The organism is Halioglobus sp. HI00S01 (assembly GCF_001635445.1).
Lineage (GTDB): Bacteria > Pseudomonadota > Gammaproteobacteria > Pseudomonadales > Halieaceae > Halioglobus > Halioglobus japonicus.
In genome coordinates this window covers 157901-183135 of record NZ_LWEE01000010.1, presented here as the reverse complement: position 1 = coordinate 183135, position 25235 = coordinate 157901, and the positions used below count along the sequence as shown (strand labels likewise).

Annotated in this window: 27 protein-coding genes and 3 tRNA genes; 9 read left to right on the top strand and 21 right to left on the bottom strand. The window is 56.5% G+C overall.

Going from position 1 to position 25235, the window contains the following annotated elements:
- Window position 1 precedes the first annotated feature (1 nt).
- Both A3709_RS02865 and A3709_RS02860 read right to left on the bottom strand, forming a co-directional pair.
- On the bottom strand, window positions 2-895 hold the full coding sequence (locus A3709_RS02865) for a hypothetical protein (RefSeq protein ID WP_066049795.1): 894 nt from the start codon (window positions 893-895) through the stop codon (window positions 2-4).
- A gap of 4 nt (window positions 896-899) precedes the next feature.
- The gene (locus A3709_RS02860; protein ID WP_066049792.1) at window positions 900-1505 is read right to left on the bottom strand and encodes a dUTP diphosphatase; all 606 of its coding nucleotides are present in this window, start codon (window positions 1503-1505) and stop codon (window positions 900-902) included.
- Window positions 1506-1815: 310 nt separating this feature from the next.
- On the opposite strand from A3709_RS02860, the gene A3709_RS02855 reads away from it, so the two are divergent.
- Window positions 1816-2049: a hypothetical protein gene (locus A3709_RS02855; protein WP_066049789.1), complete on the top strand. Its 234-nt coding sequence runs from the start codon at window positions 1816-1818 to the stop codon at window positions 2047-2049.
- A 230-nt stretch (window positions 2050-2279) separates the two neighbouring features.
- Here the strand turns inward: A3709_RS02855 and A3709_RS22430 are convergent, their stop codons facing one another.
- The 3 genes from A3709_RS22430 to A3709_RS02845 form a co-directional block, all read right to left on the bottom strand.
- Window positions 2280-2600, bottom strand: coding sequence for a VOC family protein (locus tag A3709_RS22430; RefSeq protein ID WP_082849838.1), 321 nt, complete (start codon window positions 2598-2600; stop codon window positions 2280-2282).
- Window positions 2601-2649: 49 nt separating this feature from the next.
- Window positions 2650-3114, bottom strand: a complete 465-nt coding sequence (locus A3709_RS02850) for a GrpB family protein (protein WP_066049786.1) — start codon at window positions 3112-3114, stop codon at window positions 2650-2652.
- A gap of 420 nt (window positions 3115-3534) precedes the next feature.
- Complete coding sequence (locus tag A3709_RS02845; RefSeq protein WP_066049782.1) at window positions 3535-4011, bottom strand: hypothetical protein; 477 nt, start codon at window positions 4009-4011, stop codon at window positions 3535-3537.
- A 300-nt stretch (window positions 4012-4311) separates the two neighbouring features.
- Here A3709_RS02845 and A3709_RS02840 point away from each other — a divergent pair, with 300 nt between their 5' ends.
- Window positions 4312-5340, top strand: coding sequence for a reverse transcriptase/maturase family protein (locus A3709_RS02840; protein ID WP_082849837.1), 1029 nt, complete (start codon window positions 4312-4314; stop codon window positions 5338-5340).
- A 21-nt stretch (window positions 5341-5361) separates the two neighbouring features.
- On the opposite strand, the gene A3709_RS02835 is transcribed toward A3709_RS02840, so the two are convergent.
- Window positions 5362-6378 carry a midcut-by-XrtH protein gene (locus A3709_RS02835; protein WP_156507544.1) on the bottom strand — a complete coding sequence of 339 codons (1017 nt, stop codon included), beginning with the start codon at window positions 6376-6378 and terminating at the stop codon, window positions 5362-5364.
- Window positions 6379-6627: 249 nt separating this feature from the next.
- On the opposite strand from A3709_RS02835, the gene A3709_RS02830 reads away from it, so the two are divergent.
- From A3709_RS02830 to A3709_RS02820, 3 genes are all read left to right on the top strand, one after another.
- The gene (locus A3709_RS02830; RefSeq protein WP_369795110.1) at window positions 6628-7332 is read left to right on the top strand and encodes a tyrosine-type recombinase/integrase; all 705 of its coding nucleotides are present in this window, start codon (window positions 6628-6630) and stop codon (window positions 7330-7332) included.
- A 197-nt stretch (window positions 7333-7529) separates the two neighbouring features.
- Complete coding sequence (locus tag A3709_RS02825) at window positions 7530-7907, top strand: EthD domain-containing protein (RefSeq protein WP_066049774.1); 378 nt, start codon at window positions 7530-7532, stop codon at window positions 7905-7907.
- Window positions 7908-8079: 172 nt separating this feature from the next.
- Complete coding sequence (locus A3709_RS02820) at window positions 8080-8751, top strand: hypothetical protein (protein WP_066049772.1); 672 nt, start codon at window positions 8080-8082, stop codon at window positions 8749-8751.
- Between the two features lie 180 nt (window positions 8752-8931).
- Here the strand turns inward: A3709_RS02820 and A3709_RS02815 are convergent.
- Window positions 8932-9018: transfer RNA gene (locus tag A3709_RS02815), tRNA-Leu, on the bottom strand.
- Between the two features lie 145 nt (window positions 9019-9163).
- Here A3709_RS02815 and A3709_RS02810 point away from each other — a divergent pair.
- Both A3709_RS02810 and A3709_RS02805 read left to right on the top strand, forming a co-directional pair.
- Window positions 9164-12355, top strand: coding sequence for an AsmA family protein (locus tag A3709_RS02810; RefSeq protein ID WP_066049770.1), 3192 nt, complete (start codon window positions 9164-9166; stop codon window positions 12353-12355).
- Window positions 12356-12396: 41 nt separating this feature from the next.
- Entirely contained in the window at window positions 12397-13749 is a 1353-nt protein-coding gene (locus A3709_RS02805) for a sodium-dependent transporter (protein WP_066049766.1), read from the top strand.
- On the opposite strand, the gene A3709_RS02800 is transcribed toward A3709_RS02805, so the two are convergent.
- From A3709_RS02800 to A3709_RS02795, 3 genes are read right to left on the bottom strand one after another with little or no spacing between them, the layout of a single operon-like run.
- Window positions 13735-14199 (bottom strand): LEA type 2 family protein, encoded by a 465-nt coding sequence (locus A3709_RS02800; protein WP_066049763.1) that lies wholly within the window; start codon window positions 14197-14199, stop codon window positions 13735-13737. The two genes, A3709_RS02805 and A3709_RS02800, sit on opposite strands and share 15 nt — an antisense overlap.
- A complete protein-coding gene (locus A3709_RS23000) occupies window positions 14199-14363 on the bottom strand; it encodes a hypothetical protein (protein WP_156507542.1) in 165 nt (54 codons plus the stop codon). The genes A3709_RS02800 and A3709_RS23000 overlap by 1 nt, the downstream gene beginning before the upstream one ends.
- Window positions 14364-14409: 46 nt before the next feature.
- Window positions 14410-15327, bottom strand: coding sequence for a MerR family transcriptional regulator (locus A3709_RS02795; protein ID WP_066049760.1), 918 nt, complete (start codon window positions 15325-15327; stop codon window positions 14410-14412).
- Between the two features lie 175 nt (window positions 15328-15502).
- On the opposite strand from A3709_RS02795, the gene A3709_RS02790 reads away from it, so the two are divergent.
- Window positions 15503-16471, top strand: a complete 969-nt coding sequence (locus A3709_RS02790; protein ID WP_066049757.1) for a DUF523 and DUF1722 domain-containing protein — start codon at window positions 15503-15505, stop codon at window positions 16469-16471.
- 9 nt (window positions 16472-16480) lie between these two features.
- Here the strand turns inward: A3709_RS02790 and A3709_RS02785 are convergent, their stop codons facing one another.
- Both A3709_RS02785 and A3709_RS02780 read right to left on the bottom strand, forming a co-directional pair.
- Window positions 16481-16954, bottom strand: a complete 474-nt coding sequence (locus tag A3709_RS02785) for a pyridoxamine 5'-phosphate oxidase family protein (RefSeq protein ID WP_066049754.1) — start codon at window positions 16952-16954, stop codon at window positions 16481-16483.
- A 9-nt stretch (window positions 16955-16963) separates the two neighbouring features.
- Complete coding sequence (locus A3709_RS02780) at window positions 16964-17851, bottom strand: TIGR01777 family oxidoreductase (RefSeq protein WP_066049751.1); 888 nt, start codon at window positions 17849-17851, stop codon at window positions 16964-16966.
- A gap of 88 nt (window positions 17852-17939) precedes the next feature.
- Here A3709_RS02780 and A3709_RS02775 point away from each other — a divergent pair, with 88 nt between their 5' ends.
- Window positions 17940-18755 carry an NAD-dependent protein deacetylase gene (locus tag A3709_RS02775; protein WP_156507541.1) on the top strand — a complete coding sequence of 272 codons (816 nt, stop codon included), beginning with the start codon at window positions 17940-17942 and terminating at the stop codon, window positions 18753-18755.
- Here A3709_RS02775 and A3709_RS02770 read toward each other — a convergent pair.
- From A3709_RS02770 to kdsB, 9 genes are all read right to left on the bottom strand, one after another.
- Complete coding sequence (locus tag A3709_RS02770) at window positions 18741-19271, bottom strand: hypothetical protein (protein ID WP_066049745.1); 531 nt, start codon at window positions 19269-19271, stop codon at window positions 18741-18743. The two genes, A3709_RS02775 and A3709_RS02770, sit on opposite strands and share 15 nt — an antisense overlap.
- 120 nt (window positions 19272-19391) lie before the next feature.
- Entirely contained in the window at window positions 19392-20006 is a 615-nt protein-coding gene (locus tag A3709_RS02765; protein WP_066049742.1) for a hypothetical protein, read from the bottom strand.
- A 194-nt stretch (window positions 20007-20200) separates the two neighbouring features.
- A tRNA-Cys gene (locus tag A3709_RS02760) sits at window positions 20201-20274 on the bottom strand.
- 114 nt (window positions 20275-20388) lie between these two features.
- Window positions 20389-20464: transfer RNA gene (locus A3709_RS02755), tRNA-Gly, on the bottom strand.
- 116 nt (window positions 20465-20580) lie between these two features.
- On the bottom strand, window positions 20581-21153 hold the full coding sequence (pgsA, locus tag A3709_RS02750; protein ID WP_066049739.1) for a CDP-diacylglycerol--glycerol-3-phosphate 3-phosphatidyltransferase: 573 nt from the start codon (window positions 21151-21153) through the stop codon (window positions 20581-20583).
- Window positions 21150-22976: an excinuclease ABC subunit UvrC gene (gene uvrC, locus A3709_RS02745; protein ID WP_066049737.1), complete on the bottom strand. Its 1827-nt coding sequence runs from the start codon at window positions 22974-22976 to the stop codon at window positions 21150-21152. Before uvrC ends, pgsA begins: the two co-directional genes overlap by 4 nt.
- A 1-nt stretch (window position 22977) precedes the next feature.
- Entirely contained in the window at window positions 22978-24000 is a 1023-nt protein-coding gene (murB, locus tag A3709_RS02740; protein ID WP_197484052.1) for a UDP-N-acetylmuramate dehydrogenase, read from the bottom strand.
- Window positions 23981-24460 carry a low molecular weight protein-tyrosine-phosphatase gene (locus A3709_RS02735; RefSeq protein ID WP_066049729.1) on the bottom strand — a complete coding sequence of 160 codons (480 nt, stop codon included), beginning with the start codon at window positions 24458-24460 and terminating at the stop codon, window positions 23981-23983. Before A3709_RS02735 ends, murB begins: the two co-directional genes overlap by 20 nt.
- Window positions 24457-25221, bottom strand: coding sequence for a 3-deoxy-manno-octulosonate cytidylyltransferase (gene kdsB / locus A3709_RS02730; protein WP_197484051.1), 765 nt, complete (start codon window positions 25219-25221; stop codon window positions 24457-24459). The genes A3709_RS02735 and kdsB overlap by 4 nt, the downstream gene beginning before the upstream one ends.
- Window positions 25222-25235 lie beyond the last annotated feature (14 nt).

Here is a 25235-nt window from a genome sequence, read left to right as displayed (position 1 = left end):
GTCAGCAGCGGATACCCAGCGCCAGTAAGCCACGCCCCAGCACTTCGTCGAGCCGCTCTGCGTCGGCGGCGTTGACCTCGAGACTGTGCAGGCCGAGCTCCCGATACAGCTCGCGCTTGCGCAGCCGCTGCGAAATTTCCCCGGCGCTGATATCGCTGTCCCAGCAATCGATATAGACATTGCCCGCGGGGATGTAAAAATCCGCGGTAATAAGTTCTTCTGTGGGCAGTGCCCGCTTGAACGCGTGCGCAAGCTGGGCGAGGTACAGCCAGTTACACACGCGCATTTGCAGCGGTGTATCAAGCTGGTGCCCATCAATACCAACGCAGCTCACGGATTCAGCCGGGCTGGCAAAAAGATCCGGCTCAGCCCCCGCGTCCGCGGGCTCGGCTGTCGGGATCTGGTCCGATTGACAAGTCAGTTCGCGATGAATCACCGGGTGATCAATAATTTCGTGGGGCCAGGTCACGTAGTAGGCGCCACTGGATTCGCTCTCTTCCTGCTTACCCCCCAGCGACTTACCCAGCTCGGTCAGCTCCCATCCGAGAATGGAGTGATGCTGCAGGCCGATCTCTGCCAGCGCCCGGTTAATCTGGCGCGCGTGCAGACGGGGGTAGTAACGGCGCATGGACGCAGCCGTAATACGCTGATTGGATTCAATAGCCGCTAGCAACGGGTGGTGGTCCAGCGTTTGCGGCCAGACAATGTATCGGCCATAGCGACGGCTGTTCTGGTAGGAGCCGCCTTCAAACTCGCCTTTTGGGAGCAGCGTCCAGGCGTCGCCGCTGCGACGTATCCAGCCGTAGTCGCGCAGCGTGGCAAATAACTGCTGAACGGGGATATCCAGCTTTTTGGCCAGCGCCGTGGTGGAGAGTTTGCTGTCGTCGTCGGCCACGTGTTCAGTCCAGGGCGAGCTCGCGGTAGCGTTTTTCCAGTGCAGAATACACCTGGGATGCAAAGTCCTCGGCGCCTTTATCCAGCGCGTCTACCACTTCAACCAGGTGCTCGTTGTCTTCCTTGCCCGACCAGTTCTTGATGTAGGTGCCGTCCTTGTAACCATGATCCTGGCGGAAGAAGTTCAGCACGTTCTTGCCAACGTATGCAGTGTAGAGGCTGTCAAAATCGAGTTCCGAGGCCAGCATCAGATCCCAGAACAGGCTCACGGAAAACCCTTTGGTCTGCAGGCAGTTCAGCGCCAACGCCTCAGTGGCCTCACGCACGCCTTCACCGCTAGGTTGGTGGGCCTGAATGTCGGCTTCCATCTCGGTGGCTATGGCGTCGATGGATTTGCCTTCCACAAACAGCGCCGACATACCGAAGTGCCATATATCGATCGCCTCCAGGCGCACCTGCTCAAGGTCCGGCTCCTGCTTCTTCCACCACTTGAAGCCGTAGTGGTCGATTAACTCGCCGCACTCGATCCATGCAGCGCGATACCACTCAAAGTGCTGCTCCACCCACTGCGGATGCACCCGGGTATTCATTTTGTCCTGCATGGTCAGCATGTTGATCAGCGCTTGTTTCAAGGAGAGCCTCGCGAATTCTGGATGTGGAAAGGCAGGAAGAATAACAGATTTTTTGTGAATGGTGCCCGGAGCCGCCACTAGCAACTTGAAGACTTCGATGATGAAAACATGAAGTTACGGATGCTGACAATAGATATGCGGCGCGACACGCTGCGCGGGCGGATGTGCGCACATGTACGGGATGACCAGCTGGCGTGTCTGGACACCCTTTTGTCGCCCCAGGACATGTTCGGGCGTGCCCGCCCCCCCTTACGCTATCTGTGACCAACCACTGGTAAGGAGAGTAGTGATGGGCAAAGGCTTGCGCATTAGAGAATTGGAATCCCAGGTCAAGGAGCTGACCGGAGGCCAAAGCGAATCGGTTGACAAGGTCGACGACCTTTTCGAGAAGCTTGCTGAATTGGAAACGATCGACGGCCTAAGGTTGACTCAGACGAGTGAAAATATTCGCGCGCTCGAACTAGAAATAACGTACCTGTGGGCGATAATCGTAACTGGCTGGATTGTGACCTATATGGCTTAGTGGCCCGCACCCAATTGCCGCCAACCCTGCCCCATTCGAACCCACCTCACATCCCCGTGGCTTTAAACCGGGGAATACCGCGGCATGGTTTGGGCTTGGCGGCGGGTAGCGGGGATTAGAATGCAGGCCCACCAAGTTCCGCTTTGGGGCCAATAGCGGACACTTGTTAATGCCCAAAGAGCGGCGCGCGTTAGCTCGTAAAGCCCGAAGGGCAATGCTGCCTTTGCTTGTTATGTGTTTTTGTCATACTGCATTAATTCTACTGGTGCTCCATTAACTTCTATGAACGCAACTGTTAAACCGTCACTGGGTGAATTTGGTTGAATGATTATCTTTTGCCCTTTTAATGCATTGTCTAAATCACTTACTTCAAAAGCAACATGAGGCACAGATTTAACAAGCTCTGGATAAGGTGCATCTTTCCAGTACCTTTGCCACTGAATACCAAAGGGATTATTTTCATGATCAGATACCGTCATTTTTAAATGAGGCAAATCAATTTCACCATCAAATTTTTCTAGTGTTGGTATGCCTATATGATTAAATTTCATTGGAATCCTTGTTCAATCTGAACGGCAGCTAAGGGGCCAGAAGCGGACATCAGCTTGAATACAGAACACGCTCAATAAACTCCGCTTTTGCATCCCTGTAATCTTTGTGTGGAAGGTGTATGTGTCCGAGCTTTACCTCATTGTAAGCCTCCACAAGGGAAGGATCCGCGATTAGCCGATCCCTAAACTCTCGGAAGAAATCGTATCGGCTGCCTAGCACCACAACCTGGCAAGCCAAATCCATGTTCTTATCATCCGATTCAAGCATTCTGAGTTCATCAGTCTGAAGGGTATCCACTTTCGGGGCGAACCCATTAGAGCACAGCACATTAACAGACAGCTCGAAACTTGCCTCACTTACACCGACGAAAATATCTACGTCGCCCTTCGTTAACGCCCCGGGAATGGACGTCGCCCCAATTTCCTCAACGACTGCATCAGGCAGTAAGACAGCGATACGCTGCTGTGCCACATCGGCGGCGTCAGTAAAATCTGAGGACTGATAGAGTTGCATGTCAGTTATGGGGCCAAAAGCGGACTAATGTCATTGCCGTTGATCGTAATCATCAATCTGCTTGATTCCTAATTTCTCAAACCCTAGCTCCCGTATGGAGGTGATCGTAGATACTACAATTTGGTGAGGAGCGGCATAGCCATGGATTAGCATCACAGGTGGCCGAGTTCGTAGTGGTTCAGATTCAGCCCATTCTTCAACAGACCTATAGTTCTGGTCAGAGCTATAGTCCCCAGCATCAGAGATATACAGGAAGTGTCCTCCTGCATTGGCCCATTCTGGACTTTCAAGAGCTACGTATTTCAAGGCAAGTTTCAAGCGAGGGTCGTTGCAGGCAGGCATGATTTTCACTAGGTTCGATTGATGACAAATGCGGGCAGCACCATGTCGGCTTTGGGGCCAGAAGCAGACGCATAGTTACTAGACTTCGCCTTGCTTGAACTTGGAGACCAGTAGTGTCAACGGCATGTTCCCGAAGCCCGATACACGATCATCGTAAAGGTAGAGCGTCCTCTTAGCGACCTGACCGTTATCGCTATACAACAGTATCAGTCCTGTCCGAAATTCGTGCTCCCCAGGGTAGAACTTACTATTAGGTATCTCATCGCCCTTTACGAGCGGCATGCTGATTGAATCTGCATCGCCATGTATTTCGGCCACATATCCGATCTGACTCCCGTCAGGTCCGGGCTCATAGCGACCAATGAGAAGGACAGAAGCTTGTGCTATTTGTTGATCGTCCGAGAGACTATGCCAGTTGTCTGACTTGTACAGAGTTTCCGGCTCAGGTTCTGAAGTGAAGTAGTTGAGTATCGGTATTGATGCGACACTCACTAAAACCATCGCAATTGAAAAGCCAGCGCCGAATATCAGTCCCTTTAGAAAGGTTTGGATCACATCCGTGTCTCCGGGTTAGGTTGTTGTGCTTACGAGCGTCTGCTTTGTGGACGTTATCTGCCCTAAAACTTACCACATTCCGTAACGGCAGCTAAGGGGCCAAAAGCGGAAGTTGATCGAACTTTTTTCCTTGCCGGCTTTATAGTCTCATAGATCATATCGCTCTGAGTACAGAGGTATAAAATCGCATATCTGTCGTTGCAGTCAGCGGACTTAAGCCTGCACCCTGTCTCTGCGGGCAAATGGATCTATGCTGTTATAAGAGTCAACACGAAGCCATTTGTGCGCTTGTAACGCCCTATGAATAGACCGCTCGAGTCAGCACTGCTTGACGCTATCGCCGATGACGCCACCATCGATGCAGCCTATGCCTGGCTCTGCCAGCAACGCCGTCGCTACCCAGCCAACGCCGATATTTGGCATCTGCGTTCTCATTGGCAGAGTCGTCGCCCCGAACTCATTGCGCAACTACGCAGCGGCGACTATCAATTCAGCCCGCAGCAGCGGCTGCTGAGTGCCAACGGCAAGCCCATCCACCTGTGGTGTGCCGAAGATGCCCTGGTACAGAAAGCGATGGCGATGGTACTGGGCTCAGCCTTGCCGGTCTCGCGGCGCTGTACTCATGTAAATGGCCAGGGTGGCCTGAAGGGGGCGCTGCGTTGGTTGCGCGCTAAACTGCCGCACCATCAGTTTGTCTTTCGCTCCGACGTCAAGGGTTACTACGAGAACATCGACCACACCGTGTTGTTGCAACAGCTGGATGCGCTGGTGCCCGATAAAGCAGTGTTGCGGTTACTCACACAGGTCATTGGCCGCACAGTGGAATCGGGTGGCATCTTTAACGTCATCAAAAAAGGCATAGGCCGGGGCTCGCCCCTGAGTCCGCTGTTAGCGGCCATCTATCTCAAGCCATTGGATGATGTGATGGACCGCGCTGGCATTGCCTATGTGCGTTATATGGATGACTGGGTCATCATGACGCCTCGCCGTCACCAACTCAGGCGGGGTATTCGCCTGATCCAGCAGACCTTGCAGCAGCTCAAACTCAACACCCATCCAGACAAAACCTGGGTGGGCAAGATAGACCGGGGCTTTACGTTTCTGGGCTACCACCACACCCGTGCTGGCGTGACGCCAGCCAAGGACACCATCGCGCGCTTTCGTGAGCGAATCACCCAGCTTTATGAGCAAGGTGCGGGCCAAGCCCGCATTGGGGCCTACGCAACACGCTGGTGGCGTTGGGTGTGCGCAGGTTTACCCGGGACGCAGGTGCTGGTCGAACTGAAAGCCCTCACCGGGGCCACGAGCAGACTGTCACCCGCACCGTGACGTGCCGTGAGGCGCAGTCTTTCATTGCTCGAAACAGTACAAACGGTACGGAAGATTACAAGCGGTCGGGGAGCTGAACGCGGTCCATAACGGATTGGAGATAGTATTAGCGCCCACGAAACTTGTGGAAGAAGAATCATTGGAAGTCCAGTTCAGGCAAACCTTAGCTGCATCTACGGTGTAACCGAGGGGGTTAGTTCCTGTCCATGAAAAGGCGCTACCCTCAGAGAGGAGTTGGGTGCCGTCCTCTGTAAGACTGATAGGCGCGCTCAGTTGACCATCAATGATGTCGGAGAAGCCGCTCGCGATAACCGTGCCATCGACCAAGCGGTATTCGTACTCACTCGAAGCGAATCTGGTAGCTACGTCCATAACGCTGTCAGATAACCATGCCTTGTAATTGCCGGGGTTTTGCAAACCGGCCGAAGCCGCCAGATCTGTGCAAATGCCGTCTGCACCGCCAAGACCTCCCAAATTTCCGCTTTGACCGGTGCTCGTAACGAACACAACTTTCTTGCAGTCGTAATCGACACTGCAGCTCTTATCCGATTCAAGGATAAGGTCATTCTCGCATTGTGTAGTGGATGGGGCTTGGGAGGTACAGCTGGGATCAATGCTCAAGGAACCCAGCTTCAGCGCTACGCCTGAGGTATTACTGATTTCCACCAGGCCGACAGGTAGATCAATTACCCCGCCTTCAGGGTTGTCCAGCGCAAGCATACTCGCCAATGCCTGGGGAATGTTCAGGCTGCCCAGTGCACTCAGGGTTAGACCCACCCCCAGTAACATTACACTCAATAATTTACGACCCTGCGAGCTGCGCAATGCGCGATAGCCTATCAACGCCAACACGACGCCAAGCGGTATCAACAGCAGCGAAGGAATCGGCACGGGCACTGCCGGTGCGACTGAATCAACGGGAGTCGGAGCAGCGGTCACTGGCGCAGGCCCATATGTCAGTGTACCGCTTGTTTGCGCGAATGCGACCGAAGAAAGTGTCAGCGATGAAATCGCCGCCCATGCGTGCTTTGTGCTCATGTTAGTCCCCTGTTTACCCTCTTGTTCTTTGAGAGAAATCCCTGCCTTCAATGCAGTTGATATTGCAGTGCTGCCATATCTGCCTTCACGTCGAGTTTATCTGGCAACGCAAAAATAGTAAGCCGCGATTCAGTTCAATAACATGGACCAGCTATAGCTTTCCTTTTAATTATGACCGTTACACACGGATTCTAGAAGCACGGGGCGCTGATTCTTGAGCGGAGAAGATGTTTGTCTGATACACACTTCATGTCCGCTTTGTGGACGAAAGCGGACGTTTTTACAGCCTATCCTAAAGACTCCCATAATCAAATAGCGGGGGTCCTGGATATGGCCATACACCAAGCAACTTGTAAACGTACCGCGTGGAACCGAGGCCTAATCATTGGCCAAAAGAGACCGCTGAAATTGCGGGGCATCTGGGAGATACGAATCCGGCTAAAAATCCCTCAAAATACGCGCAATCTCGCCATGTTCAACCTAGCTCTTGATAGCAAACTTAGAGGCTGTGACCTGGTTAGGCTAGTCGTAGGTGATGTAGCGCAAGGAGGAAGGGTCGCCAGCCGGGCCACTATTATGCAGCGAAAGACCCAGAGACCAGTACAGTTCGAGATAACGCCCCCAAAAAGGGATAGCCTGACTGCCTGGATTCGTGAGCGGCAACTGAGAGATTGCGACTATCTATTTCCCAGCAGAATTAATACTGAATCACATATCTCTATTAGGCAGTATGCTCGTCCCACTGATAACTGGTTTCGCTCCGCGGGTCTGGATGTGAAAGAGTACGGCACCCATTCCTTACGCCGCACGAAACCATCGATGATCTATAAGCGGACCGGGAACCTAAGGGCTATCCAACTACTACTCGGGCACACGAAAATTGAAAGCACGATCCGCTACCTCGGAGTCGAGATGGAAAACGCACTGGAACTGTCCGAGCAGACTGAGATTTGATTGGTAATTGATCAATGCCTCCAGGTTCAAGCCGCGACCGGCAGCTGTTGTCTATGATAATCTTGCAGAACAGTCCGCGTTCGTCCACAAAGCGAACATCAGCCAGCCCAACCAAGAACGACCGCTCTCGCCTATGAGCAGACCTAGGTCTATCTTTAAAACAATCTAGGGCTAGACAGCGAGGCAGCAAAAACGACATGTTGAAAATGATTTTCTGTGTACGAAAGAAGAAAGGTCTTTCAGATGAGGAATTCTTTGATTACTGGCTCAAAAGTCATGGTCCCCTTGTAGCCTCTCAAACAATTTCGTTGAATATTAAACGCTATGTCCAAAGTCATGCGGTTGACGGTGAGTTCGGACATGAGGTTTCCGCTGCACGCGGGATGAAAATTTCAGGTTTCGACGGTATCGCCGAGATTTGGTGGGATAGCCGTAAAGAACTGGATCTAGCGCTACAAACAGAAAATGGACAGGCGGCAAGCGCCATTTTGGCTGAAGACGAGGCTCGTTTCATCGATATGGAGCGGTCTACCATATTCTTCACCGAAGAGCACTGCGTTTTCCAAGCGCCGTGAAATGAGTGGCCGCTAAGAAGTGATAGCGGACCTTTCTGGATACCTAGGCCAGTTCAGCACTTCAATGCCCGCTTTCGCCTACAAGCAGCCGCAATATCGTGCTGAAACATAATGCAGCTGATATTTTATAGTTGTATCAAGCAGCCCAAGTATTTATGGGAACCCAAATAATATGAACGAGACGCCTCTTCCATCCCGGCTGGCGGCAATATTAGTTCTGAGCGCAGTGCTTGCTGCAATGGCAGTTACGGGCTGGCAGCTCCTCAGTATCCCAGACTCCTTTGAAATTAAGCGACTGATCGAGGATGCGGGGCCAGTTCAGCTGGCGGGACAGTCGGCAATCTTTACTGCGTTCGGCCTCGCCTGCCTGTTTGCCCTGCTCGACCGCGAGCGCAGGGTAGCGTATGTGCAGTTGAGCTATCTGCTGATGTTCTACGCGCTACGCGAGGCTGACTATCACTACGAGCTCTCGGATCACGCCAAGGCGACTCAGTTCAAGCGCTTCTTTTCACATGAAATGATCCCCTTGTCGACAAAGCTCTTCCTCGCAGCGATCGTCATCCTGTTCCTCGTCGTAATGTACCGTTACCTGAAAGCACAACTACCTGTGTTCCTGCGCTCGCTCCGGGTGCAGCTACCCTGGGCTATATTTGCCTTCGCCTGGGCGGTTGTTTTTTTCCTATCGCAAGCGATCGACCAGATACCCGTTTTCCACAATGTAACGGGCCAGGTATTCGAAGAGATTTTTGAATCCGGCGCGGAATTTCTGGTGCTAATCGCGATGATTCTGTTTCGCTTGCAAGTCGATTTGGACAAAGTAGCTGGAGCCGGAAGTCGGCTTTGAGGTGGGAGCGGACCGTTGGTTTAGACTCGATCTTAAAAGGATTTTCAGGTCGGGTAACTTTCTATATCAAGGGCGAAGGTACATCAAGCCCTCCAGTTAATCATGATGTCTACATTGGTTCTGCGTCATATAGAGCCAAAAATTTCAAGATCATAAAGAATCAGATAAACCTAATATTTATGGTGCCCGGAGCCGGAATCGAACCGGCACGCCGATTAAGGCGGGAGATTTTAAGTCTCCTGTGTCTACCAATTTCACCATCCGGGCGGAGGGATCAGGCTGCAGGTACAGCCCTCTGAAAGGGAGCGCATCATAGCATCAGGGCATGGCCGCAGCCAAGGGACAGAGGCCATCAGATCTATTCGAACGCGTGCTACACTTCTCTACACCTTCATGTGCCGGCCCACTTTCCATGCGAAAACTGCTCATTGTCGCCCTGCTGTTGTCTGTGCTGCTTGCACTGCCACTGCTGGCGATGCGCTCTGAGCGGACCCTGGCGTTTCTGGCACACTGGGCTGTCGATACCTTTACCGATTATCGCCTCAAGCTGGTATCACCGGTGTTGCGGCCTTTCGAGCGCAACGTATCCGCGGCGGAGATCCACGTCTATCCCGAGGATAATGACGCGCCACCCTTTCTCACGGTGTTGGACTTCGAGGGCAATATTGGCTGGACCGATCTGTACACGACAAACCTCGTGGACACCCGCCTGAAGGCGCAACAGGTCATTTTGTATACATCTGATACGGACAGTACCAGCGAACCCGCTCCCAGAGAGTGGCTGAAGTACATTGGCTGGCTGCCGGCCGAGCTTAGCATCGGCCAGTTCCACCTGGTTACCGCGAGAAAAGAGGTCTTTATCTTTCCGCTGGAAAATGTAAAAGGCGGCCGCCCTAACGACCAAACCTTTCTCGCCTCAGCCCGCGCCCAGTATGTGGGTGAGCCGCTGGACCTGAATGTCGGCCTGAACGCCCTGCGCGAAGAGGGCCAAATCACCGCCGTCAAGTTCAACGGGGAGTTCAGCGCACCGGTCTCCAATAGTGTCGTGCAATTGCGCGGCGACGTGCAAGGCACCGCCGACAGCTTCAATTACGACCTGCAGCTCAACGCGGACTACGCTGATGTATCTGAATTCCTGCGAGGCTTTAACGCCCGTGGCGAGCTCGAGGGCCGCTTATTGCTGAAAGCAAAGATGCGCGGCGATGCCGATGGGTTCGTGTTGAGTAACGCCCTTTTCACCCTCGACAATATGCCCGCCTACGGCATCGAGGCCGCAGGTACTCTCGACTACGATATCAGGGGCGGCGGCGAGTTAAGGCTCGATGCCGCAGGCGAAATTTCTTCCATGGACGTGGTACTGGACTGGCTCGATGTCGACCTGCACAGCCTGGGCCGGGCCAGCGGCAACGCGGTGATTACCGGCACCGTTCGAAACCCGATGATTGATCGCTTCATGCTGCGCAGCGAGGCCGACAGCGGCCTGGTGGTGAACGCCATTGGCCGTGTAGATCCCTTCCGCATGGGGGACGCCGAAAACAAAGTCAGACTGGATGTTGCTGGGCCGTCAATCGCAACCTTGGAGCAGTGGACCGGCCCGCTGCCTTTTGAGCCCGGCGCGTTTTCTGCATCTGGCCTGCTAGTAGGACGCCATGGCAGCGTGTCATTGAGAGATCTCGTGGTCGAAGTGGGTGACCCGGACGAGCTGATCTTCAGGCTCACCGGCAGTGCCGGCAGCTTGGATGGTATGGACAGCGAAGGCATTGCCGCAGCCCGCGACCTGGACCTCACCTTGAGCGTCGATTCCCCCGACAGCCGCTACCTGGGTGAGATGCTCGACATACCGATTCCCGCCGGCTTCGTGCTTGACGGCGAGCTGACACTGAAAGGTACTGGTGCGCTACTCGAACCGGTTAATGGCCTGTTCACAGCGCGCAGCTCCAAACTGGATTTCATCTTCGTGCCTCACGCTGCGAAGGTCACCCCAATGGCCCACCCTGTAATCACGGATACGCTCGCTAGCGTGGCCATTACCCTAGACGACGTGAGCGCCCTCTCTGAATATATCGATGTGGATATTCCCGCCCGGGGGCGACTCGACGGCAAGGCAGAACTTACCCAGTACGGGGAACGCCTGGCGCTGAACAATCTCAAAATGATTGTAGACGGCAATGAACTACAGTTATGGGCCACCGGTGAGGTTGATCACCTGGTACCACTCAATGGGATAAAGCTGAAAGGCCGGTTCAGCGACATTCCCACCGCTCGCATACTCAATCGTGCGCTGGACGGACTCGACTATCAGAAACCACTCGGCATGCTATCGGGCAGATTTACCGTCGACTACAGCGGCGGGAAACTCAATATTCCCTCGTTCACCATCGAATCCGACGACAAACAGGGGCCGCTATTACTTACTGTCTCTGGCAAGAGCCTGGACATCACCGGCAGGCTAAATGTGCAAAGTGATATTGATTACCGCCTGCGCGACCCAGACCTGCTTGAGGCGCTGACCGGGCTGCGCATGAACCCGCTGCAGGGCCAGGGCAAGATCCAGCTTTCACCGTCAGAATTTGTTTTATCCCATACCGGTGAAATTGGCGATTCGGTAGCCAAGCTTGATGCCAGAGCAAGTTTGAGCGCTGGCAAGCTTACGGGCCTGACGGCCGCACTAAACAGCCCACTGCTTTACCTGAGCGACCTGGGTCTGCAGGCAGAAGTCGCTGCTGAAGGCTATAGCCCGGTCGAAAAGCTCGACCAGGCCGAGCCACGTGACTTTATCGAACATATCCTGGGCCGGCGCGCTTCAATGCCCACCGATCTGCGGGTAAATTTTGGCGGCATCTCCGGCAAACGCACCAATATTAACCGGCTCGACATCCACGTCACTGGACAGAACAATCGCTATACCCTGCGGGAGTTCAATGTGGGATATGCAGATACCGTCGGGGAGGTGCGCGGCATAATCGACCTCAATGCGCAACCGCCCTTCGTCAGCCTCGCGGGCGAGGCCGTAGCGTTACCATTGAACACCCTCGGCCGGGATATGGGCATGGATGCCGACGTACGCGGCGAACTGACCCTGCGTGGCGGCATCAGCTCACAGGGCACTGATATGGATCAGCTGCTCGGCGACCTGGATGGCAGCTTGGCGCTGGCGCTGGAGGACGCGGAAGTTCAGGGCGCTGCCTACGACCTGCTGGCGACGGATCTATTGGCCTGGTTTTACACCGGGGCCTCCGCCAAAAAATCCACCCACATCGACTGCACCATGGCCAAGTTCAAGTTGCTGAATGGTGTCGCCAGCAGCGACAGCCTCTACGTCGAGACCCGGCGCATGGTAGCCACCGGAGAAGCCGAGCTGGACATGGTGAACCAGCTCATGGATGTAAAGATCACCCCCCGTTCTAAATCCCGCGCACTGCAGGTCCCTTCTTCGGTGCGGCTCAAAGGGAAATTCGACGACCCTAGGACCACCGTTTCGCCGATTGCGGCCGCCTTCGATGCCTATGCAGAGGTTCTGGCCCTGGTTCCTAAGATTACCCGCAAGCTGTTTGGCATCAAGTCTCGCAACAAACAACAACGACCCTGTGAGGCCGTCCAGTAGCCTGCTACAATCCGCGCATTAATAACGATTTCAGGTGAAACATGGCATCAGCACGGGGTGAATTTACCTCCCGCTTTGGGTTTGTAATGGCAGCTGCAGGCAGCGCAGTGGGCTTGGGAAACATCTGGGGGTTCCCTACCCAGGCCGCCAGTAACGGGGGCGCTGCCTTTCTGCTGGTATACCTGATCCTGGCCTTTACGCTCGCCTACCCGGCACTCATGGCCGAACTCATTATTGGCCGTCACGCGCACGCCAACGCGGTATCGGCGCTCCGCCTGATTTCCCCCAATGCTGCGTTGCGCAAAGTCGGCACCACCACCGGTATCGCCGGATTTGTGGTCGCCAGCCTAATCCTCAGTTTCTATGCCATTGTCGCCGGATGGATGGTTGCTCACTGCTTGTCGTCAGCGGCACTCCTGCTGGGCATGGATGGCGCCGCCGAGTGGCTGGTGTCGTTCGGCTTTATACGCAACCTCATTTTCATGCTGCTCTTTATGGGCCTGACAATCAGCATTATCAGCGCCGGCGTGCGCGAGGGGATTGAGCGCTGGTCCGCCAGGCTGATGCCTGCCCTGCTACTCACCCTCATGGCGCTGGTGATTTACGTCCTTACCTTGGACGGCGCTGTTGATGGCCTCAAGGTCTATCTGCTGCCTGACTTTGAACGCGCATTGGAACCCAAACTGATTATCGCAGCGCTCGGTGCCGCCTTCTTCTCGCTCTCGCTCGGGGTGGGCACCATGCTGATCTACGGATCCTATGTATCTGACAAGGAAAATCTCCCCGTGCTTGGCGGCATGGTCACGCTGGTGGATATTTCAATTGCGGTGGTGGCAGGCTTCCTGGTGCTGCCGGCCATGTATGTTGCGCTGAACAACGGCGTTGAGATTTTCACTGAGACTGGTGCACTTATTTCGGAAGACACGCTGATCTTCACTGTACTGCCGGAACTGTTTTCCACCATGGGCTTTACCGGCCTGATCGTCAGCTTTACCTTTTTCTTCCTGATGAGTATTGCCGCACTGACCTCCTCCATCTCCATGCTGGAGGTGCCTGTGGCGTACACCATCGAAGAGCACGGCATTAAACGGCACACGGCCGTGTGGATGATCGGCGGAGCCATTGCGCTGGTCAGCACCGCCATCCTGCTGAATTTCGGCACGCTGTTCGGCCTCGTGATCTCGGTCACCACCCGCTACAGCCAGCCGTTACTGGGCTTTATGTTCTGTATCTACGCGGGCTGGGTGTGGAACCGCAATGCTATTTTGCAAGAATTGCGCAAGGGCAACCCTGAGGTAGAACAGGGCCTGTTCTGGAAGGTCTGGCCCTGGTATGTGAAATTTGTCTGCCCGCTGATTATTCTGACGATTTTCCTCCAGTCACTGCTGGGCTGACAAATCAATAGTGCCGGTCTCCTCGATACGCTGAGTCGGCATAAAGCCATTGAAATCGATTTTGGCCGAGAATTTATAGTCAAGGCTGCTGGTGGTCTCATGGGTAAGGCCTGCCAGTAGCCGCACCAGCTGGAACAATTGCAACCCCGCTTCTACAGTAACGACCTCCTCGGAATACCCGTCGATATAAGGGACGTCGTTAGTCACACCGCTCAGCAGTTCCTTGTCTAATATCTCTACACTGTAGCTGATGCCCGCGATATCGAGTGCTTCCTTATTGGGGTTGGCGATTCTCAATTTAAATTCAAAGCGTGGCGAGCTGCCGTGTGATGGCAGTGCTTTGAAACTCTCCAGGGTTACTTTGGGGGGATCGTATTCGGCCATCATATTGGCGCAGCCTGACAGCAGCGCCAGCACAACGATGACGAAGAATGGTCTCACCTGGGCCATCAGCCGCCGCTCCCTTTGCGGGTAAAAAAGAACACTCCGTAGGCAAGGCTACCGCTGGCAAACACCAGTGCTACCCAATCGCCTGTACGCTGGTACATCCAGGCGCTGAACAGGAACATAGCAATGGCTGCCGCCATGCCGAGACTTCTACCGAGTTGACCCATGTCACCCCACCATCAAGATCGTGGGGTCACATTCTAGACCAATTGATCAGGAGCGCCCATGGGGGCTGACTGCGGTCTCCAGGGCGCGTTCGGTTAACCACCGGGCCTGGCGCACTAGCGCATAGATCACGGCGTTGCTGGCAGCTTGCTGCCAGGTGTCACCGTCCCTGGAGGCACAGGTATCCTCGAGTTCGTTGAGATCCTGCACCATACTCACCAGCTTCTGGTAACCGTCAAGGCTCGCCTCTTGCAGGTCGCGCAACTGTTTGTCGCTGAAGGAATGCGGCCTGCGAGACACCAGATCAGCAAGGCTCGAGTGCCCCGCCTCTGTTTCACGCTCGGTAATTCCGTGGGCCAAGTAATAAGCCAGCTCAGTGGGCTCCGGAGGAAATGGTGCGGAGGCCACCCCGGCGCGATCCAGCTCCTCGCGCCAGTGATCGCTGATGCTATCCGCCAGAATCATCAGGCAGGGATCTCCAAGACATTCCCGGGCGCTGTTCAAACGGCGCCACGCCTCAGGCCCCAGGGAGGTGCTTTCGACGACAAGGGCGTCGCACTGAAACTCCCGCGAGCTTGCCGCTTCAAGAAACTCAATCACGCTACTGGATGTAATCCGGGCGTTGCACTTGGCGAGATAGCCCTGATGCTCCTCCAGCCAACCGGCCAGACGCTGTCCAACAAACGTCACCCTTGGCCGCGGTGCCGCGGCAGCAGTGCCTGTGCTGCTTTCCAGTAAATGCTCGAGCGTCTTGCGGTCGCTGTTGGCAATCTCGCCTATCCGAGTGCCGCTCTGAACCAACGCTGAGATCAACTGCAAATGATCCAGGTCTGTCTGCGTATACTGCCGCCGCCCAGTAGGTGACTTATGGCTAGCGCCTAAGTGATAACGACGCTCCCACACTCGCAAGGTGTCCGGTTTTACGCCCGTCAGCCGAGCCACGGTACCGATGCCATAAAGGGGCATGGATTGGAACTCTATCTGTGTCACTTGCTTGCAACCTCTACCACTGTTTAGTAACTGTACGCAGCTGCCGATAGGTTGGATTTACCTATCGTACGCAATCCTCTGGCGTCTACTTTGCGTAGCTATTGCATACCCGTTCGTGACCACGTAGTTTCAAACTTCAGGAGAGCCGCTCATGACAACTGCACAGGACAAACACCCACAACCACTGGTCGGTATCGGCTCCTGCCTGGCGGGCAATGAGGTGCGCTACGACGGCCAGAGCAAAGCCGCCAATATCCACGTACAGCGCATGCGGGAATGCTTTGACACCCGCCCGTTCTGCCCGGAAATGGCGATTGGCCTGGGTGTACCGCGCCCCCCGATCCAGGTTGCCGGGGAACCGGATGACCTCAGGGTTGTAGACGTTGCGACGCGGCAGCAGGACGTCACTCAGCCGCTCAAAGACTTTGCTCAGCAGGTGCTCAACAACAATCCCACTATGGCCGGATACATTCTGGTAAAAGGTAGCCCCAGTTGCGGCTTTGACCGGGTGAAGCGCTTCAACAAAGAAGGCCGACTGGTCGCCCGGGACAGTCAGGGGGTATTTGCCGCAACACTGGCCACCATCGATCCCCTACTCCCTTTGGAAGACGACGGGCGCCTGAATGACCCCGGGTTACGCGAGAGTTTTGTCACCCGGGTATTCACCTACCACCAGTGGCGCGAGTTGTGTGCTGAGGGCCTGGATGCGGGCAAGCTGGTGTCTTTTTACAGCCGGCACAAGTATCTGGTCATGGCCCACGACGTGCCGAGTTATCGCAAGATAGGTAAAATGCTGGCAAACGCCGGCAAGGAAGATATTGAGGAACTCGGCCAGGCATTTATCACCGAACTGATGACGGCTCTCACCAAACGCACCAGCCGCCGCAGCCACGCCAATGTGTTGTTTCACATTGCCGGGTACCTACGCAAGAAAATTGCCCCTCCGGAGCGTCAGCGCCTGAGCGATTTGATCGAACAGTACCGTCTCAGTGCAGTTCCGCTTATCGTGCCTATCACGCTGCTAAAGCACCACTTTGCCAATCACCCCAACGCCTATATCGATCAGCAGGCCTTTTTAAGCCCGTTCCCCGATCAGCTGCAAATCCGCAACGTCACCTAGAGCCAGCACTCAGGTGACGGGAACCTGGTCCCGCTGTGCAGGCTGTTCATCCATCCGGTAGCGATAGTCCCAGCTGAAAAAACGCCCGGGGGTTATCGTAATGGTGACCTCATCCTCAACTCGCGACATCAGCCAGCGCGCCAGGGACTGGCTACCGCCGCCCAGATAGCGATCGATCGCCAGAAGCAGTGTGTCAGCGGCTCCGTCGCCGGTGAGCGCTGCGTCGCCTTGCCCACGCACACCGCAGTAAGGCGGCTGGTTCGGCGATACCTCGAACCCCACCTTGGGTGATTTACGCAACAGTTTTACCAGCGGCGAATTGCGATGGGATACACAATGGAATTTTCCGTCGCGAAAGATGTACCAGAGTGACACAACTCGCGGGTAGCCGTCCTCGCCCACACAGGACACGCGCAGGGGGTAGCGGCTGTCGCCAAGCCAGTTGTGAATGTCCGCTAATTCCCAGGGGCCATTGGTCTTCAAGGCGTTCTCCTATTGCTGGATTGCAGTCACTGCCTGTCGCAGTGAAGGATAGCGAAATACGAACCCGTTTGCCTGCAGCGCGCTAGGTACTACGCGCTGGCCATTCAGCAGGAGTTCATCCGCCATTTCGCCCACCAGTATTCGGGCCACCGGGCCTGGCACAGGGAGCGACACCAGCGGTGAATAGTGATGCGCCAACTCGCGGCAAAATTCGCGCGCTGTGACGGGTTCGGGGGCACTTAGGTTAAAAGGGCCTTCGGCGGCATCGTCTTGCAACAGGTATTTGATGGCGGCAACCACATCGGCGCGATGCACCCAGCTAAGCCACTGCCGGCCACTCCCGAGCCAGGTACCAAGGCCGAAGCGGAATGAGCCGGCCATCTGGCCAAACGCGCCACCGCCCTGGTCGAGCACCACACCCAGGCGCAGCATGGTCACCCGGCAGCCCAACTCGCGCGCCTGTGCCGCGGTTTCTTCCCAACGCTGGCAAAGGTCCTGGGCAAACCCGGGTACCGGCTGCCCATCCTCACCCAACGCTTCGTCCTGGTGATGACCGTAATAGCCTATCGCGCTGGCCGTGAGAATCACCGCCGGCGGCTGTGCCAACCGACTGGCAAGGTCAACCAGCGCCTGGGTGGTGTCGATACGGCTGTTCACCAGCTGCTGCTTGTAACTGCGAGTCCAGCGCTTGGCGGCCATTGATGCGCCCGCAAGGTTGATGAACGCATCGAAGGTCTCGGATGAAGGGATGTCGGCGAGCGCTGTATAAGATGTAAAGCGGCCTTCACACGGGTTCACCTGCCTGCTGTAAACCACAATGTCATGGCCATCTTCGACCAGTTCAGGCAGTAGCGCCTCGCCGATAAACCCTGTGCCGCCGGTAACCAGAATTCGCATACATCCTCCTCGAGAAAGTATACGCCAACCCACGTCTGTGGATCACTACATCCATTGTCGAAACGCTACGTATACTAACGGTATGACAATGACAGACAGCCACGACGCACTCGCACATTTTCTTGCCGCACACAGCAATCTACTGGTGCTCACGGGGGCAGGCATAAGCGCCCCGTCGGGGCTCCCCACCTATCGCGATGAGAATGGCAGTTGGTTGTATCGCAAACCCATTCAACATCGCGATTTCCTGGCCCGGGAGAGCACCCGCAAGCGCTACTGGGCGCGGTCAACCCTGGGCTGGCCCGCGGTGCGCGATGCATCACCCAACGAGGCGCACTACGCGCTCCAAAGACTGGAAAAAAAGGGCCAGCTGGAATTGCTGGTTACCCAAAATGTGGACCGGCTGCACCAACGTGCCGGCAGTCGCAGGGTCATCGACTTGCACGGCAGGCTGGACCGGGTGCGCTGCCTGGATTGCGGTGCCTTAGCCAGCCGCGAAAGCCTGCAGGAGACACTGGCCAGCGCCAACCCTTGGCTGAGCGCAGACAGCAGCGAGGCCCGCCCCGATGGCGATCGGGATTTGCCAGATGACACACTGGCACGTTTTGAAATTCCATCCTGTGCACGGTGCACAGGCGTACTGATTCCGGATGTCGTGTTCTTTGGTGGCAGCATTCCGCCGGCACGTCACGATTCCTGCAATGCGGCACTGGATCGGGCAGACGCCCTACTCGTGGTGGGCAGCTCGTTACAGGTGTATTCGGGATATCGATTCTGTCGCCGCGCCAAAGAGCTGGGCTTGCCGCTGGTGATTGTAAATCCCGGCAAGACCCGCGCGGACGACCTTGCCGATATGCGCATCGCCCAGACAGCGGCCGAGGCGTTTGCGTCAGTGCAGGTCTAGCGCCACCGAAAACTTGGCGAAATCATCCTGCATACGAGGGCAATGCGTCACCGGCCCCTTGGGCTCGTGATGATCGCCACAGAACGGGCAGAACACCTGACCAGACACCTGGGGAAGCTTGATTTCCCCAAGACTGACCAGCAACAGAAACTGGCCAAAGACATAGTCAGCGGGCCATATAGCATCGGCTCCGATAAATTGTCCCGCCTCGCTATCCCAGTAGAGGTGATCCGCCCGATCAACGAGCGCATCGCTCAAGGGCCCCTGCGGCACATCGCTGTGCCAGAACACCGCAAATCGGCCATCCGCCAGTGACATAACCCCTGCAAGCGAAGTCTGTCCGCGCAGATAAGGTTCCAGCAGCGCTTTCAATGGGTTCGCCCCCAGGCGATCGTGGGTCACCACCATCTGTGAATTGGCAGCGGCAGAGCCCACGTAAATGGCGCCTGCACCGGCCATGGCGGCGAGCACGCGATTGTACTTGGCTTGATCAGTTTCTCGGACGATATCAGTCATTGAGCATCGGCACGTTGTGGGAGGCCTGCGCCCCCATTGAGCGAGCGCTGCATTGTATAGAAGTCTGTTTTTTACACAATCTCCCCGGCACTTACCTGGCATAGGCCCGCGTGAGTGCAATCAGGGTAATCTCACCGGCCCCTGAAAGCTGCGCATGCCCTGTTCCATCCAGAAAAAGGCCCGGGTCGGTGCAGGCAGCGCTACCACCCAGGGTGCCGCCAGCTCAATAGTAATGAGTTCGGCGCCATCGGGCAGCACCAGCGCGTCGTCTTGATCGTTGTCGCCGACCACTTCAACGAAATCACCCTCCGGCAGGCGCAATATGGCTAACGTGCGCCCCGCCTCAAAGCCAAGCACGTGGTGCTTATCTACCTCAATTTCTATCGGTCCATCTTGCTTAGTGGGCATTTTCGGCGCCATTGGTCGCGCCACGTTAATGTAGCTCTTGCCGTCGATTTCTCGGGTCAGCACCGCCTCGCCCTCACGCCCGGGGGAGCATTGAAAACCAGCGCTATCCATTGAGGCTGAGGCAATGCCCACTTTGGACAGGCCTTCATCGAGTGCCAGATTATGAAAGTACTCTGCGGTAACCGGTACAGTCGACATCCATACCAGCCCCGTAGCCGCATCGAAAACCTCCATCACTAGCTCCCGGCCTGTGGTCACCAGATAGGCTCCCTCGATCAATTGGGCTGATAGTTGTTGTTCGAGTACAGCCAGCGGTAAAGACGACATATGATTCTCCGTTGTGATTTTATTGGCACATACTATGTCTATTTTTGGCGGCCCGCAAACGGCGTATCTCAGGTGGAGAAAGCCGTGTCGAAATCTTGGGAAATTTTAAAGGGACATGGAGGCTCGGGTCGGGGTCGATGGTCCGACACTTGACCGGCGTGCATAGTTGCGCGCTGTCGGAACCAGTAAAGATATGGAGGCTCGGGTCGGAATCGAACCGGCGTACACGGAGTTGCAGTCCGCTGCATAACCACTCTGCCACCGAGCCATATCGCGACTGAGAACCAGTCTGGGGAAAGGAAATTGGAGTGGGAAACGGCCGGGGTGGCGGACCACTTCGAACTCCTCAACCCTCATTGCATCAGGAGAGATGCGAGGAAATTGGAGCGGGAAACCGGGTTCGAACCGGCGACCTCAACCTTGGCAAGGTTGCGCTCTACCAACTGAGCTATTCCCGCAATTCAACTTCCTTAAAGCGTGTCGGTAATACCGTGCACGTTCAAGAGGCGCCTATTGTATGCACCGGGCGCCCGGTGTCAACCAATTATCCAAAAAAATCCTGCAAGGCGCTGAATTAAAAAGAATTATCCCGCTCTTTCATCACGATCCAGGCCGCTTTCAGGTAGATGAACATGGACCACAGGGTCAGAATCGCGGCGATATATAGCACCACGTAGCTGAGGGCCAGTAACCAGCTCTCATTCGTCTGCGGATTGATGGCCAACAGGGCCGTAATCGCCACCATCTGGAAGGCGGTTTTCACCTTGCCGACATAGGACACGGCCACCGAAGTACGCGCCCCTAGCTCGGCCATCCACTCCCGCAATGCCGACACCACAATTTCCCGGCCGATGATGACACAAGCCGCCAGGGTGAACAGCAGCGTGTCGTGGCGTTCCACCAGGAGTACCAGTGCCACGGCCACCATGAGCTTGTCGGCGACGGGGTCGAGAAACGCGCCGAATGCCGTGGTCTGTCCCAGCCGCCGGGCAAGGTAGCCGTCAACCCAGTCGGTAATGGCCGCGACGGCAAAGATGACGGCTGCCACCAACAGGTGATTGTTGAACGGGAGATAGAACACCACCACCAACACCGGGATCAGGCAGATTCGCAGCAGTGTCAGTGCGTTCGGTATGTTGAGTTTCAATGCCCCGTATTCCCGTGCAAGTGGTCATATATCTGTTGCGCCATTGTGGCACTAATTCCCGAAATTTTCTGCAGTTCCTCAACATTGGCGTTCACCACACCCTGGGCGCTGCCAAAGTGCCGCAATAATTCCCGCCGGCGCTTGGCCCCCACGCCGGGGATATCTTCCAGCACTGACCGCTGCCGGCTCTTGTCACGCCGCGCGCGGTGTCCGGTAATCGCAAAGCGGTGTGCCTCGTCGCGCACCTGTTGAATCAGATGCAGCGCCGGGCTGTCACCTGGCAATTGCCACTCGCGCCCGGTGCTGCCATCGATGAGCGTTTCGAAGCCTGCCTTACGCGTCACGCCCTTGGCCACACCAATCACCTCTACACCAGAGATCTGCAGCTCCTGCAGCACTTCCATGGCCTGGGTGACCTGCCCCTTACCGCCGTCGATAAACAGGATATCCGGCTGGGCGCCCTCGCCTGACTTAAGGCGCTTGAAGCGGCGCTCCAGGGCCTGCTGCATGGCGGCGTAATCGTCGCCACCGGTAATGCCCTCAATATTGAACTTGCGGTAATCGCTCTTGCGCGGGCCGTTCTGGTCAAACACCACGCAGGACGCCACGGTGGCTTCGCCCGAACTGTGGCTAATATCGAAACACTCCATGCGTTCAGGCAGCTCCGGCAGTTGCAGAATGTCCTGCAGGTTCTCGAGGCGGCTGAGCACCGTCTGGCGGTCAGCGAGATGCGACTGGAGATTGGTCTCCGCGGTTTGCACGGCAAGGCGCAGCCAGCGCGCCCGTGCATCGCGCACGCGGCTGCGCAGCTTTACCTTGCGCTCCGCTTGCACAGACAGCGCCTCGGCGAGCGTTTCGGCGTCGTCGGGCAAGGCGTTGACGATCACTTCACCGGGTATCGCGCGCGAACCGTTAAGGTAGTACTGCGGCAAAAAGGCCTCCAGCACCATGGCCGGGCTCTCTTCCAGCTTCAGGGGCGGATAGTAGGTTTTACTTCCCAGTACTCTTGCGCCGCGCACGAACAACACCTGCACGCAGGCGCGCCCGGCAGATACCGCCGCCGCCATGATATCCAAGTCGCCCTGTACGCCCTCAATGCCCTGGCTGGCCTGCACCTGTTGCAGCTGCGCCAGCTGGTCGCGAAACACCGCAGCTTTCTCGTACTCGAGTTCTGCCGCCGCCTTTTCCATATCGTCTGCCAACCGCACCATAAGCTGCTGCGACTTACCTTTGAGAAACAGGCTGGTGTTCTCTACCTGCTCGGCGTAGTCCGCCTCGCTGACCAGCTCGACACAGGGTGCCGTACAGCGATCGATCTGGTATTGCAGGCACGGCCGGGAACGATTGCGAAAGTAGCTGTCTTCGCACTGCCGCACCTTGAAGACTTTCTGCATGAAATGCAGCGATTCACGCACAGCGCCCGCACTGGGATAAGGGCCAAAGTAGCGACCTTTTTTGCGCTGGGCACCGCGGTGCAGACTGATGCGCGGGAACGTGTCGCCGCTCATGTAAATGTAGGGGTAGGACTTATCATCCTTGAGGAGGATATTGTAAGGCGGCTGGTGCGTCTTGATCAGGTTGTGTTCCAGCAGCAGCGCATCCACCTCCGTGGAGGTCACCGTCACCTGGATCTCGGCGATGCGATTGACCAGGGCAACGGTCTTATCGGTCAGCCCGCTAGCGCGAAAATAGCTCCCCACGCGATTGCGCAGGTTCTTGGCCTTGCCCACGTACAGAAGCTTACCCGCCTCATCGTACATCTGGTAAACCCCCGGCCGGGTGGTCAGGGTTTTCAGGAATGCCTTGTGATCAAAGCTGCTCATATCAGGTGCCGTACACCCTGGGTTCCATCTCCAAGGCAACGCCAAAACGCTCTCGCACCGCGTCAATCACCACGCGGGCATAAGCCAGAACTTCTTTGCCGGTAGCACTGCCTGAGTTCACCAACACCAGTGCGTGATCACCGTGCATACCCACGTCGCCCTCGCGATGCCCCTTGAAACCACACTGCTCGATTAACCATGCTGCTGCGAGTTTAACGCTGCCATCGGCTTGCTCGTATGCGGGCATGGCCGGCGCGGCCTGGCGCAAGGCATCGGCCTGATCGCCACCGATGACGGGGTTTTTAAAAAAGCTACCGGCATTGGGCTCACGCGCCGGGTCGGGCAAGCGCCGGCTGCGCACCGCCACCACCGCATCGAAGACATCGACCGGAGCGGGATCATCGACGCCCCTACTCTGCAGTTCCTGCTCCAGGGCCGGGTACACCACGTGTACCTGGCGGCGCGTAGACAGGCGCAAATCGATGGCGGTGACCACCGCTTTGTCGCGTAACTCGCGCTTGAAAATACTGTCCCGGTAGCCAAACTGACATTCGCCAGTCGAGAACACAAACGCCTCACCGGTTTCAATGTGCACGCCGTGCACAGCTTCGACAAAGCGTTCAACCTCTACGCCATAAGCCCCAATATTCTGGATGGGGGCCGCACCTGCCTGCCCCGGAATCAGGGCCAGGTTTTCCAGGCCATGCCAGCCGCGCGCAAGACACGCCTGCACCAGCGCATGCCATCCGTAACCTGCGCTCACCCGCAGTCTCACCGCGCCAGTGTGCTCGCCCAGTAACTGAATCTGCTGCGCGCTTTGGCACAGCACAAGTGCGGCGAGATCACCGGCCAACACCATGTTACTGCCCTCGCCCATGGGCACCACAGGCAGCCCCTCGGCCCGGGCATAATCCAGCGCTGCAATCACTCCCTGCTCATCGGCGGCGCTCGCCAATAGCTGCGCACGGGCATCCAGATGCAGGGTATTGCGCTGTCTGAGTGACTCAGCGTGAAGAATCTGCACGCTCAATCTCCGCCAACAAACCCTCGCTGGCAGCCTCTACCATGTCGAGCACCCGGGTAAAGCCCTCCGGACCGCCGTAGTACGGGTCGGGGACTTCATCCACGGCGTTTGCCGCGGCGAAGGGCAAAAACAAGCCGAGGTAACCACTGAAATGCGCGGGACACATGGCGCGCAGATCGGCCAGGTTTTGGTTATCCATGGCCACAATGTAATCAAACTCGTCAAAGTCCGCCGCAGTCACCTGGCGGGCACGCAAAGGTGTTAAGTCGTAACCGCGCTCGGCCGCCTCAGCGGTTGCACGCTTATCCGGCGCGTGGCCAATGTGCCAGTCGCCGGTGCCGCAGGAATCCACAGTAATGCGGCTCTGCAATCCGCGACTGTCCACCATCGACTGAAAGACGCCGTGGGCCGTCGGCGAACGACAAATATTGCCCAGGCAAACAAACAACACACGGGTCATAGCTTGCGCTCCTTTAACAGGGCGCGCACCGCGTCGAGATCCTCCGGTGTATCAACACCAGCCGGTACAGGCTCCTGCGCGAGTTCTACATGAATGCGCACACCGTTGTACATGGCGCGCAACTGCTCCAGTTGCTCCAACTGCTCCAGGGGCGCAGGCGCCCAGGCTACGTACTGGTGCAGAAATGCGGTGCGGTAGGCGTAAATACCGATATGGCGCCACCACTGCCCTTCCGGCATGGTCGTCGCATCGGCGGCAAAGGCATCCCTGGGCCAGGGCAGCGTGGCGCGACTGAAGTACAGGGCCATGCCCTGCTGGTCAGACACCACCTTCACGGCGTTCGGGTTCTTGAGTTCTTCGAGGCTGGTCACGGACTCACAAAGCGTGGCGATACCGGCGTCGCTGCGGCTGGCAAGATTGCCCGCCACCTGATCGATCAGCGCGGGTGGAATCAGGGGCTCGTCGCCCTGCACATTGACCACGATGTGCTCATCGGGCCAGTTCTGCAGCGCGGCCACTTCCTGAAGGCGATCCGTACCCGAGGGGTGATCGGGGTCCGTCATGCAGGCCTGGGCACCAAAGGCGATCGCCGCCGCATGGATACGATCGTCATCCGTGGCGACAATTACCTCGCTCGCGCTGCTCTGGCAGGCTTGCTCCCACACCCATTGCACCATCGGTTTGCCGGCAATGTCCTGCAGTGGCTTGCCCGGCAAACGGGTAGAGCCATAGCGTGCGGGGATGACGACAGAAAAAGACATAGACACTCCAGGTC